Below are 11,201 nucleotides of genomic sequence, written 5' to 3' on the forward strand. Positions count from 1 at the left end.
CTGTCGGACTTTAGGCGATTTCCGAATAAGACGCTATCAAGAATCAAGCTCCGTAGGAGCCCGCTTGCGGGCGACGTGACCTGCCGGAATCGTGTCATTGTGCCCCNCCCGTCGCCCGCAAGCGGGCTCCTACGGGTTGGATTTTTCGCGGAAATCACCTTACGTTAGATTGTGGAGCAACAAAAAGCCTTTATGTTGACTCATACCCTAACCTAGGGGCTAAGTCCGACAGGCTGCTAGGGCCGGAGCGATGATCAAGGCCATGGCAGGACCATGACACTAACCGCCGCCAGCGCGGGCGGGCCGGCGCTCAGGGCGAAACCCTGGAGGGGCGCATTTCTCGCTACACTATGCAGAGCACATTTTTTCGGAGTACAGACATGAGCGCACGCGTGCAGCTACAACCGACGCTGTACGAGCAGTTGGAGTCTCTACCCGAAGGAGTGACGGGGGAAATCCTCAACGGCCAACTCTACACCCACCCACGCCCGGTCAGCCGGCATATACGGGCAGCGACACGCCTTGACCGCATCCTGGGCCGCTACTTCGACGAAGACGACGAGGATCCGTCCGGCTGGTGGATCTTCCCTGAGCCGGAGTTGCACTTCATCCACAACACGGAGGTTGACGTTCCGGACCTGGCCGGCTGGCGGCGCGAACGGATGCCCGACTGGCCGGAGGGGCACCGTTTCACCGTGGTTCCGGATTGGGTGTGCGAGGTCCTCTCGAAGTCCACCGCAAAGACCGACCGCGAGGTCAAGATGCCGATCTACGCGCACTTCGGCGTTGCCTACGCTTGGTTGATCGACCCAAGGGCGCGTACGTTGGAAGCCTACGCCCTGGATGCCGGCGCCTGGCGGGACATCGGCCGCTTCGCCGGGGCCGAACCTGTGTCCGTAGCGCCCTTCGAGACTGTGACGATTGACCTGGGCAAGATCTGGGTTCCAAGAAGTGTCGGCGTGCGGCGGGGCAATGATGCGGCCCTGCTTTGAAGTCGACCGCACGAGCACGGCGCAAGTCCTAATTTTTCCACAATTCCTGCCGATTCCTTGTGAATCGCACCCCCAAGCTGCACCATCACGCGTGACATCCTTGGGACGCTGCATTACCTATGACCACTCCGGAATCCGCCGCCGAGATCGCCCGCCAGATCGGGGCCGACGGCCGTCCATCCCGCCGCCGCCGGATCCTCTTCTGGATCGCCGGACTCGCGCTGCTTGCCGCCGCCGGCGCCGCTGCCACCCTGCTCCAGAACGGCACCCAGGAGCAAGTCCGTTTCCGCACCGCGGCCGTTGAGCGTGGGGACCTGACGGTCAAGGTCTCGGCGACCGGGCAGTTGCAGCCGGTGACCCAGGTGGAAGTGGGCACCGAGGTCTCAGGTACCATCGATCGGGTGGAGGTGGACTTCAACGACCGGGTACGCACCGGACAGATCCTGGCGCGGCTCGACCCGGACCAATCGCAGGCCAAATTCCGGCAATCACGGGCCGCGCTCACCCTGGCCCAGGCCGGAGTGGAGGAAGCCCAGGCGACCGTCACCGAGACCGCCGGTAAACTGCGCCGCGTGCGCGACATGGTCGCCAAGCGGATGTCATCCGGCGAGGAGCTCGATACCGCCGCCGCCGCCGCCGAGCGCGCCGTCGCCGCGCTGGCGGTGGCCAAGGCCAAGGTCGAGCAGGCGCAGGCCCAGCTCGACGCCGACCACCGCACCCTGGAGAAGACCGAGATCCGCTCGCCGATCGACGGCACCGTGCTCAAACGCCAGGTGGAACCGGGGCAGACCGTGGCCGCCTCGCTCCAGACCCCGGTGCTCTTCACCCTGGCGGAGGATCTGACACAGATGGAACTCAACGTGGCGGTGGACGAGGCCGATGTGGGTCAGGTGGCGGCGGGGCAGTCAGCCGAGTTTACTGTCGACGCCTACCCCAACCGGCGCTTCCCGGCGACCATCACCCAGGTGCGCTTCGCGCCGGAAACGGTCGGCGGGGTCGTGACCTATGCCGCCCTACTCTCACTGGACAACGCCGACCTGTCGCTGCGCCCAGGCATGACCGCCACCGCCGAGATCGTGGTGAAGGCCCTGAATGACGTGGTGCTGGTGCCCAACACCGCCCTGCGCTTCAGCCCGCCGCAACCGCGGCCGGCCAAGAGCGAGGACCGCGGCCTGGTCGGCATCCTGCTGCCCAGCCGCCCGCCGGAAGCCCGCCGCCTGCCGCGCGCCGCCGCGGCGGGTCAGGGATCGCGCGTCTGGACCCTGCAGGACGGCAGCCCAACGCCGCTGGACATCAAAACCGGGGCGACCGACGGCAACTTGACCGAGGTGCTGGACGGTGCCCTGGAGCCGGGAACCCTGCTGCTCGTGGACGTGGAACGAACGGCGGCCAAACGATGACGGCAGCCACCGCCTCTGCGAAAAACGCCCTGCTGACCTGGCCCAGGCCCGCGAGCCCCGACCCGGCCGGCCAGCCGCTGCTCGAATTCCGCCAGGTGTCCAAGATCTATGGCACCGGCACCGCGGCGATGCGGGCACTGGATGGGGTCGATCTGCGCATCGGCCCAGGCGAGTTCGTCGCCGTGATGGGCCCGAGCGGCTCGGGCAAATCGACCGCGATGAACATTCTGGGCTGTCTGGATACCCCAAGCGCCGGGTCCTATCTGTTTCGCGGGGTGGCCGTGGAGACACTGAGCCACGATCAGCGCGCCCGTCTGCGCCGGCACTATCTCGGTTTCGTCTTCCAGGGCTTCAATCTGCTCAACCGCACCTCGGCGCTGGAGAACGTGGAACTGCCCCTGATCTACCGACGCGCCCCGCGGACCGAACGTCATGCCCGGGCCCGCGCCGCCCTGGCCCAAGTCGGGCTCACCGGCTGGGAGGGGCATACGCCGGGCGAACTCTCGGGCGGCCAGCAGCAGCGGGTCGCCATCGCGCGGGCCATCGTCACCGAACCCAGCCTGCTCCTGGCGGACGAGCCCACCGGCAACCTGGACACGGCCCGCAGCCATGAGGTCATGGAGTTGCTGGTCGGCCTCAACCGCGACCAGGGCATCACCGTCCTGATGGTGACGCACGAGGCGGAGATGGCCGCTTACGCGCACCGGATCATTCACTTTCGCGACGGCCGGGTGGCCGACGACGGCCACGCGGGAGGACCTGTCTGATGCTGTGGAACGCGTTACTGCTCGCCTTCCGCGAGATCCGCCGCAATGTCCTGCGCTCGTTCCTGACCATTCTCGGCGTGGTGATCGGGGTCGCCTCGGTCATCGTGATGGTCACCCTGGGCAACGGGGCCACCCGTGCCGTCGCCACCCAGATCGAGAGCATGGGCAGCAACTTGCTGATGATCCGCAAGGGTCAGCACATGGGACCGGGGCAGACCTCCAGCGCCCCGGCCTTCGACTTGGAAGACACGGTCGCCTTGGAACGGGACATCCCGGCCATCAAATCACTCGCGCCCTCCGCCACCGACAGCATCACCGCCGTCGTCGGCAACGCCAGTTGGGCCACCTCGGTGAACGGCACCGACAACCGCTTCTTCAGCGTCCGCAACTGGACCCTGGAGCGCGGCCGGCTCTTCAGCGCGAGCGAACTCAGCGGCGGACGGGCGGCCTGCGTCATCGGGGCCACGGTACGCAAGGAGTTGTTCGGGCCGCAGGATCCAATCGGCAGCAATCTGCGCCTGAAGCAAATCTCCTGCGAAGTCATCGGGCTGCTCGCCGGCAAAGGTCAGAGCAGCATGGGCCACGATCAGGACGATCTGGTCGTCATGCCGCTGCGCACCTTCCAGCGGCGCATCGCCGGCAATCAGGACGTGACCCTGATTCAGGTCTCGATCCGCGATGGTGAATCCACCGAGCGCGCCAAGACCGACATCGAACGCCTGCTGCGCGAGCGCCGCAAAGTCGCCGCCGGCGAGCAGGACAACTTCAGCGTGCGCGACATGAAAGAGGTCGCCACCATGCTGACCGGCACCACGCAGGTGCTGACCACCCTGCTCAGCGCGGTGGCCGCCGTCAGCCTGCTGGTCGGCGGCATCGGCATCATGAACATCATGCTGGTCTCGGTCACCGAGCGCACCCGTGAAATCGGCATCCGACTCGCCATCGGCGCACTGGAGCGCGAGGTCTTGATGCAGTTCCTGGTGGAGGCCGTCGCCCTATCCAGCCTGGGCGGCGTGCTCGGCATCCTGCTCGCCCTGGGTGCCTCAATCGGACTGGCCGATATACTCAAAGTCCCCTTCGTCTTCAACGGCGGCATCGTACTCACCGCCTTCCTGTTCTCCGCCGCCGTGGGAGTCATCTTCGGCTACTTCCCGGCACGGCGGGCGGCGCGGCTCGATCCGATTGAGGCGTTGCGGCGGGAGTAGGGCTGAGGTTGCTGTGCAGCGGCGTTATTCAGCCGGGCGGCAGCAAGGGCTTTGCCACGGATGGTCCCTTTCAGTCGGACGTTGGACGGAACGGCGTACCCGCTCATCGAACCGCGCCTGCCCGCCCGGTCAATCCGCGGAGGACTCGGCGCGCTCTCGATGATGTGACACGGATCACAACTCTGTGATCGGTTCGAATCCGTACTTTGATCTGTTCGTCTGCATCGACCGGCCCGATCGACAAGTTTGAGCACTTCAGCAGCGGGTGAGCGGCGGGGGATTGGTGTTTCCTCATTTTCCAGCCACACCAGATCCCGCTAGCAGGGTGACATCGACCAGCGAAAGGTTAAGGATTCAGTCGATCGGCATCGGCAGGCGTCGGGGCGTCATGAGCTTGAAGGCACACGACAAGAAACGGTTGGTGTCCAAGGCACAATCTCGGCGTCGGTCGGCCGAGGCTGAAGCTTTGGACGCCAGGCGAGATCGTCCCGAAGGCTTGCCTATTTAGCGACTGGGAGGATGTTTACGTGATGGACTGCGAGCAGTTAAAAACAGTAGCATCCTAGCCCAGCCTAGAACACATTGGGCGCAGCCTGAGAAATGTCCTGTGCCTATATCTGCCACATATAAATCACTAGGATATAATAATGATTTACAGCATTAAAGTATTAAGAGATGGCGATCAGGTTCTCAATGTCTGGGGAGATAAGGTCGCTATATTACGGTCAAATGGCGAAGTTGATATATATAGTTTAATTCTCGAAAAAGATTGTTTACCAAGGCTCTCAGGAGATATTTGGAGAATTACTTATGGAAACGAAAAAATAGAAATCACGAATGGCGGCGTTACGTCAGAAGATGCAGCAAAGGATGATGACGACGACGATGATTTTGTGATTTCCATTAAAAGCCCGAAAAACAAGGGGTAACATATGGCTTGCCGTATTTGTGGTAGCGAAGGTCATAACGCCAGAACTTGCCCTCAATTACCTGTTCCGCAAAATGACGCAGGAGAGGACTATGTCGTTTGGGCACGATACGGAGGATTGTCAAAGAGTCAAGCTAAAGATATCAGAAATGGGATTGAAAATGTAGTTGATGAGAAAGCCCCCGAATCATACGGAGTGATAGCTGCGGGAAAAGCTTCAAAAATGCCTGAGAGGATTCAGCAGGCTATCCAGTCGTCGAGTCGTGAGAAAAAATTATTGGACGATAAATAATGGCTACGAGATCTTACGAACACATAAAGGTTCAGAAACAGGGTAAGCAACGCGATCATTACATGTGCTTTATATGTGGACACATTGAGGAAACTGCAGAGGGGCATCATATGTTGCTACACAGTGAGGATGGGCCTGAATTGGTAGAAAATATTATTACATTATGCAAGCCGTGCCACCAAGACTATCACGCAGGAAGACTACCAATAACATTTTACCTTAAAGATATAACGTAACCCTGAGTCAGGGAAAATTCCGGGAATAGTTTACGAATTCCGGGCGAATTCCGAGTCCTGGGTGGATGGGGTCAGATCTCGCATTGTAGCATTCCGATGAACGCACTATGAATGTGAGAATCGGCCTAAATTGCTCCTCAAGACCGAGCGCGCCACCGACGTAGTGCTAATTGGCCAGGTCATCAGGGGTGCTCGCCGCTTCATGCGTTACGTTATCGCGCCGAGCAAAGCTCGGCGTCTCTTGCGGGTTGAAACTCCCCGTTGGGTACGGGTTTGCCGCCCGCCCGTATCGCGTCTTCCGGCTGGAAAAGACATCTCCGTCAGGAGCGCGTCCACTCCTTAGTGATGGATGAGCGGGTCAGTGGGCGTCCGGTCAATCGCCGAGCAACAAGTTCTCGAACGGCAAGTGGCTCTTCCACCGATAGGTTCGGAAGTCGCGTTCATCGGTAGACAGAATACGCCCATGACCCAGATGCTCCGCGAGCAGTACGAGTGACGCATCGGCCAGATCCATAGGTAGATCGGCGTATTTCTTCATAAGTCGTTCGATCCTCGCCGCGTGGGTCGCGTTCAGCTCGAATACCTCAAACAACCCCTGTCGGTATTGCTCGATAAATCTGATCTGCGCCCTATCTCCGGCCCGCGCGAGCAGCAGATGGCAGGCTTCTGCCATGACGGCGCAGGTCGTCACGAGTCGCTCGCCTTGTAAGGACAATGCGGCCAACCGCCGTTTGGCAATATCATGGTAATCGTCTTTGGGGTGGACCAAGGCCACCCACAGACCGGTATCAGCGATGACCATGCTTGGTTTCGAGAATCGCAGTCAGATCAGTCTTGTAATCACGGGAGTGATTGGTTGCGTCGGTGTCAGCGCAACCGATAAAGTCCGATTCCAGGAGTGCCGCTATTGGGTTGGCAGGCGGATTGGTTGGGAGTCGATCGCGGTAAGTCGCCGGTTGCGAATGGTCTTCGCGTACGGGGCTCCGAGATTGGATCAAGGTGCGCAGACCAAGCTCCAGCAACTCGGTATCCGAGCTCACGCCGGTCAACTGACGTGCCTTGCGGATCAGTGCGGCGTCGATGGTCAGGTTGGATTGCATAGCGGATGCGCCCGGCGCACGGTGTCAAGTGAACGATCAGGGTCGGTACAGTGTGAGTTTAACAGATGGGGGGCGAAGTGCCGGTGCAGCAAATGGCCGACTGACCGCCCGGCGGTCTGGGGTAACGCCGGGGTATCGCGCGGGTGCCGATGCCGTCTGCGCCTGCGGAGCGGAGCCCGGCACCGGGGTGCCGAACTCCCGCGGATCTACCGGTCGAGACCGGATCTCGACTGCGCCAAGGCTTGGTCTGCTTGCACCTGAACGCCCGAACTTCCACCATGAATCGCTCCATGTTTGCTCCGGCGTCTCGCCCGGCCACCCGAGATCGGCCCGCGCCCCAGGTGCACCGTGATGGCGAGCAGTGCTGGTCCGTGCTCGGTTCGGAGCACACGCAACCGGGCCGCGAGCATCGCCGGCGTCTGGAGAGGAAGTCACGCCGTCTGTTGTCCTGGCCCAGCGCGCGGCGCCGCTCAAACAACTCGCGCGACGCCTTGCCGTTGGTAGCGACGATGAAGGCGTCGCCCTCGACCGACTCGACGATGGTCCCAATCGCTCTCTCACGTATCCCGCACACCGATGCGTTAGGATATCCGCCCACAAGGCTCCCGAATCCAGGCCGCGTCGGTGCGCGATGAGGGTGAGCACAGCGCACCCCTGAACCGACACACGAAAAAAATGGCCTTTACGCCCCACATGCCGACCGCTGCCCGTCGCCACTTGGAAGCCGCGGAGATCCTGTTCGGAAATGCAACCCGCATGGATGTATCGGGCTATTTGTACGGGATTGCAGCCGAATGTGCTGTCAAGGCGCTGATGCTGGCGTGCTCAGGCCAAGCAAGTCGTCGCGTCTATCGGTACCTGAGGTTGATGTAATGCCAATACGTTTCGACGACAGTCTGCCGGCACTCTCACTGGTTATTATGGAACAACTTGGACCTGACATGCTGGAACGCGGGGTCGTATTGCGGGACGCCAGTGGCCGTCTTGCCTTCTTCGCCCCCGATCCATTGGATTCGACGACGAAGGAACGAGTCGCACAGCGCTTGCGCGACGCACTTGGTTCCTATGCCCGTTTCGATCGGGTGGTGGCAAATTGCAACGATTTCGGCGCATCAACAGTCCTCTGTGACGCGACCGCCCTGCCGGTGTTGATCGGCGCATCGCGTACCCGGTTGCTGGACCGTCGGATGGTCGGTGCCGACTGGCTGCGCGCCCCGGCACCCATGTCAGCCCAACCTCGCCGGTTCGTGTTTGCGAGTTTGAAAGGCGGGGTGGGTCGTTCGACCGGCTTGGCAGTCGCGGCAGTCGCTCTCGCGTCCCGAGGATTACGGGTGCTGGCGATCGATTTGGACATGGAGGCGCCCGGACTCGGACCCATGTTGCTGGATCCGGGAACACTGCCCGAGTTCGGGGTTCTTGATGCCTTGGTCGAAAACGGACTTTCTGGATTGGACAACGCCTTTCTGGCCGACTTGGTTGGTCCGTCCGCGTTGGCGGGCGGACGCGGACGCATTGATGTGATCCCGGTGCTGGGCAGGCGATCACTGGAAAACCCGGCTGATGTGCTTGCCAAGATCGCGCCTATATCGAAGATATCGGTCCGGATGGTGCCGTGGCAACGTTGCGCGATCAGATCGCAACACTACTGGATCGGCTCTCGGATGGAAGCCGCTACGACGCGATCCTGGTGGATGCCCGCGCCGGCTTACACGAGACCACTGCGTCCTCCCTGCTGGGACTGGGCGCCGAAGTGCTACTGTTCGGACTGGACGAACCTCAGACTTTTCAGGGATTCCGGGTCTTGCTCGCCCATCTCGCCCGCTTCGGAGATCCGGCTGAACCGGCGCCCGAATGGCTCTCCCGCATCAATCTCGTTCAGGGCAAGGCCCCCCCCGAGACTCACCTGCGCCAAGCCTTCGCTGAACGCTGCCGGGACCTCGCCGTAGAGGTCGGGCTGGGTCCGCGTGCAGCGCCGGTCGCACCGTTGGTGACGCCGACAGAGCCCTTTAGTGATATCCCATGGGATGACGAAGCCACTGACGAATCGATCCTCTTTGAAGAGGACTGGACGTTGCGGGACCCTATCGCAATACTCGATGATTCGCGATTTCGCGGCTTCGATCCGTTGGCGCGGCGCGATCTGCTCGAGAGTCAAATCTATGAAACAACATTCGGATCTCTCCTGGATCTGATCGATCAGTGCCTGGCGAATGACCTGGAGACGCGCGCGTGAAGCCTCAAGCTGAGGATCATCATTCCATTCGGCGTGCTATTGCCGCGATCCCTGGGGATGTCTCCAATGACGCGGTCGGTAACAACGTTGCAAACAGCGACGACATCTACGCACCGGAGAGTCACTCCGCCGCACTGGATCCGAATACTCCGATCGTGCTCGGCCATCGCGGTACCGGCAAGAGTTTTTGGGCAAGTGTCTTGGGACAGGCGAAAACGCGCAGTGCGGCGGCAATCGCCTACCCTAGACTCAACCTGCGTGACGTTGAGGTTCAGTTTGGCTACACCGGTATTGGTGGCGAGGGAGGTATCACGTCGGAGGCCATTGATGCAGCCGTTCCGCCCGACGCGGGAATCGACGATGCCAAGGCGTTTTGGTGGGCCACCATCCTGAGCGCTGCGGCCCGCACAGCGAGCGATTCATCGTTCAAGCCCAAGGAATTCGTTGAGACTGGGCGAAACTGGGAGGCGCGTGAGGATCTGCTCGCCCAGCACGAACGGCGTTTGCTGGCGGCCGGGAAAACCTTGCTGGTCGTCTACGACGCCCTCGATACCGTAGCGCGGACATGGCCGCGCCGGCACCTGCTGACCGAAGCGCTATTGGAGGTGGTCTGGGCCATGCGCGCATTTCGGTCAATTCGCCCCAAGCTGTTCTTGCGTCCGGACCAGATCGAGGATGACGCATTGCGGTTCGTCGAACTCTCGAAACTGAAGAACGGCGCACTGCGGCTCGAATGGTCGTCGACCGACCTCTATGGGCTCTTTTTTTCTCGTCTGGCGATGACGACCGACCGAGAGGCTCGCATGGCATTCGATAAGCTACTTGCCTGTCTGGATCTACGCTCAGGCGACGATGCGGCGACCCGCGATGCAATCCTTACACGTCGCTGGTCACTCGTGCGCGACGCGAAAGATCAGGAGCGCCTCATGGCCCTTGTGGCGGGACCGTTCATGGGCCAAGGCACCTACGCCTACAAGAAGGGCAGCACCTACAAATGGCCGATCACTCACTTGGCGGATGCCTTCGCGGAGGTGACGCCGCGCAGCTTTTTGGGGATGATGATCGCGGCCGCAAAGCATGGAGCCGCACCTGAGGATCGGGTGATCACCGCCGAGGGCATCCGCCATGGGCTGCGCGCCGCATCCAAGACACGCGTGGATCAACTGCATCACGAATTCCCTTGGATCAAAGGCGTGCTTGCTCCGCTGGCAGGGCTCCTGTTACCTCAAGATGAGGACAAGGTGTTTGAGGTCTGGGGTCGGGCCAAGACCATCGACCGGCTGCTCGCAGAAGCGGAAGAAAGGCGGTACCTGCCGCCCTTCCCCGACGGCGGTCGAGGCGGACCCCGCGAACTGTTTGAAGCGCTGGAGCGTATCGGCGTGATGTCGCGCCGCCAGGACGACCGCATCGACATGCCCGACCTGTTCCGAGTCGCCGCACGACTGCTGAAAAAAGGGTCCATCGCTCCAGCCTGAAACCCTCAATGACCTGTTAGAGCTATCGAGCGCTGGAGCGGCCGGACGACTGCCTTGTTCATCGAACAGCCACAGTTGACTCACATTCAAGTGCATTGGGAGGGAAGGACGAAGACGGAAATGTACTCACCAGTCTTTTTCTGGAGGAGCAAAAATCTGTTGCTAAAATCGCTTTACTCGCCGCCGAAGGAATTGTTTCCGGAGGGATCACTTCGCGCAATGAAGATCACCTCAAGTACCTAACTCACTCCGCATACGCTTCAACAAGCCTTTGGTGTGACGAAACAGGGTGCTCCAGTTGAGATACTTATTGGCTCAATATAGGTTCCGGACTGTCCCCGAGTTGTTATGACACGAGCAATGCCAACAGCGGAGTCAGCAACCCTTTTCCGCGAATCCGTGTATTGTGGACGAACTGAAAGAAGCCCAAGTAGAGCGGTAATTTCTCCTGCGAGATCCCGCGATGGGGTCGCAGCCAGGAACGCAGCAATGACCAGAAGCCTTCCATCGTGTTGACATGGATCTCATGGAAGCCGTCACCGTCCTCGTCACGGGCATACTCCCCGCGGCTGT

At 61.1% G+C, this 11,201-nt stretch carries 11 protein-coding genes and 2 pseudogenes; 10 read left to right on the top strand and 3 right to left on the bottom strand.

Going from position 1 to position 11,201, the window contains the following annotated elements; all coding sequences use genetic code 11:
• The first annotated feature begins 380 nt into the window (after positions 1 to 380).
• From A39O_RS0120285 to A39O_RS43640, 7 genes are all read left to right on the top strand, one after another.
• On the top strand, positions 381 to 992 hold the full coding sequence (locus A39O_RS0120285) for a Uma2 family endonuclease (protein WP_020506501.1): 612 nt from the start codon (positions 381 to 383) through the stop codon (positions 990 to 992).
• A gap of 119 nt (positions 993 to 1,111) precedes the next feature.
• Positions 1,112 to 2,392 carry an efflux RND transporter periplasmic adaptor subunit gene (locus tag A39O_RS0120290; protein ID WP_020506502.1) on the top strand — a complete coding sequence of 427 codons (1,281 nt, stop codon included), beginning with the start codon at positions 1,112 to 1,114 and terminating at the stop codon, positions 2,390 to 2,392.
• Complete coding sequence (locus A39O_RS0120295) at positions 2,389 to 3,159, top strand: ABC transporter ATP-binding protein (protein ID WP_020506503.1); 771 nt, start codon at positions 2,389 to 2,391, stop codon at positions 3,157 to 3,159. The genes A39O_RS0120290 and A39O_RS0120295 overlap by 4 nt, the downstream gene beginning before the upstream one ends.
• Positions 3,159 to 4,364, top strand: a complete 1,206-nt coding sequence (locus A39O_RS0120300; RefSeq protein ID WP_020506504.1) for an ABC transporter permease — start codon at positions 3,159 to 3,161, stop codon at positions 4,362 to 4,364. The genes A39O_RS0120295 and A39O_RS0120300 overlap by 1 nt, the downstream gene beginning before the upstream one ends.
• A 647-nt stretch (positions 4,365 to 5,011) precedes the next feature.
• Entirely contained in the window at positions 5,012 to 5,293 is a 282-nt protein-coding gene (locus tag A39O_RS41035) for a hypothetical protein (RefSeq protein ID WP_157640293.1), read from the top strand.
• 3 nt (positions 5,294 to 5,296) lie between these two features.
• On the top strand, positions 5,297 to 5,584 hold the full coding sequence (locus A39O_RS41040) for a zinc finger CCHC domain-containing protein (RefSeq protein ID WP_157640294.1): 288 nt from the start codon (positions 5,297 to 5,299) through the stop codon (positions 5,582 to 5,584).
• A 62-nt stretch (positions 5,585 to 5,646) separates the two neighbouring features.
• Positions 5,647 to 5,820 carry an HNH endonuclease gene (locus tag A39O_RS43640; RefSeq protein WP_407635658.1) on the top strand — a complete coding sequence of 58 codons (174 nt, stop codon included), beginning with the start codon at positions 5,647 to 5,649 and terminating at the stop codon, positions 5,818 to 5,820.
• A 373-nt stretch (positions 5,821 to 6,193) separates the two neighbouring features.
• Here the strand turns inward: A39O_RS43640 and A39O_RS0120305 are convergent, their stop codons facing one another.
• Entirely contained in the window at positions 6,194 to 6,622 is a 429-nt protein-coding gene (locus tag A39O_RS0120305; protein WP_020506505.1) for a type II toxin-antitoxin system VapC family toxin, read from the bottom strand.
• On the bottom strand, positions 6,609 to 6,920 hold the full coding sequence (locus A39O_RS0120310; protein WP_020506506.1) for a type II toxin-antitoxin system VapB family antitoxin: 312 nt from the start codon (positions 6,918 to 6,920) through the stop codon (positions 6,609 to 6,611). The genes A39O_RS0120305 and A39O_RS0120310 overlap by 14 nt, the downstream gene beginning before the upstream one ends.
• 1,223 nt (positions 6,921 to 8,143) lie before the next feature.
• On the opposite strand from A39O_RS0120310, the pseudogene A39O_RS43645 reads away from it, so the two are divergent.
• The 3 genes and pseudogenes from A39O_RS43645 to A39O_RS0120325 form a co-directional block, all read left to right on the top strand.
• Positions 8,144 to 8,497: pseudogene (locus A39O_RS43645) on the top strand (ParA family protein); the annotation flags it as partial.
• A 35-nt stretch (positions 8,498 to 8,532) separates the two neighbouring features.
• A complete protein-coding gene (locus A39O_RS42795) occupies positions 8,533 to 9,153 on the top strand; it encodes a hypothetical protein (RefSeq protein WP_026199576.1) in 621 nt (206 codons plus the stop codon).
• The gene (locus A39O_RS0120325; protein WP_020506509.1) at positions 9,150 to 10,628 is read left to right on the top strand and encodes a hypothetical protein; all 1,479 of its coding nucleotides are present in this window, start codon (positions 9,150 to 9,152) and stop codon (positions 10,626 to 10,628) included. Before A39O_RS42795 ends, A39O_RS0120325 begins: the two co-directional genes overlap by 4 nt.
• A gap of 346 nt (positions 10,629 to 10,974) precedes the next feature.
• Here the strand turns inward: A39O_RS0120325 and A39O_RS0120330 are convergent.
• A pseudogene (locus A39O_RS0120330) lies at positions 10,975 to 11,201 on the bottom strand (IS1595 family transposase); the annotation flags it as partial.

Origin of the sequence: Lamprocystis purpurea DSM 4197 (genome assembly GCF_000379525.1) — a bacterium.
Lineage (GTDB): Bacteria > Pseudomonadota > Gammaproteobacteria > Chromatiales > Chromatiaceae > Thiodictyon > Thiodictyon purpureum.

Bases quoted from the DNA above. Each gene is read 5' to 3' on its own strand.
- A39O_RS0120285 (WP_020506501.1), top strand. From the start codon at position 381: ATGAGCGCACGCGTGCAGCTACAACCGACGCTGTACGAGCAGTTGGAG.
- A39O_RS0120290 (WP_020506502.1), top strand. From the start codon at position 1,112: ATGACCACTCCGGAATCCGCCGCCGAGATCGCCCGCCAGATCGGGGCC.
- A39O_RS0120295 (WP_020506503.1), top strand. From the start codon at position 2,389: ATGACGGCAGCCACCGCCTCTGCGAAAAACGCCCTGCTGACCTGGCCC.
- A39O_RS0120300 (WP_020506504.1), top strand. From the start codon at position 3,159: ATGCTGTGGAACGCGTTACTGCTCGCCTTCCGCGAGATCCGCCGCAAT.
- A39O_RS41035 (WP_157640293.1), top strand. From the start codon at position 5,012: ATGATTTACAGCATTAAAGTATTAAGAGATGGCGATCAGGTTCTCAAT.
- A39O_RS41040 (WP_157640294.1), top strand. From the start codon at position 5,297: ATGGCTTGCCGTATTTGTGGTAGCGAAGGTCATAACGCCAGAACTTGC.
- A39O_RS43640 (WP_407635658.1), top strand. From the start codon at position 5,647: ATGTGCTTTATATGTGGACACATTGAGGAAACTGCAGAGGGGCATCAT.
- A39O_RS0120305 (WP_020506505.1), bottom strand. From the start codon at position 6,622: ATGGTCATCGCTGATACCGGTCTGTGGGTGGCCTTGGTCCACCCCAAA.
- A39O_RS0120310 (WP_020506506.1), bottom strand. From the start codon at position 6,920: ATGCAATCCAACCTGACCATCGACGCCGCACTGATCCGCAAGGCACGT.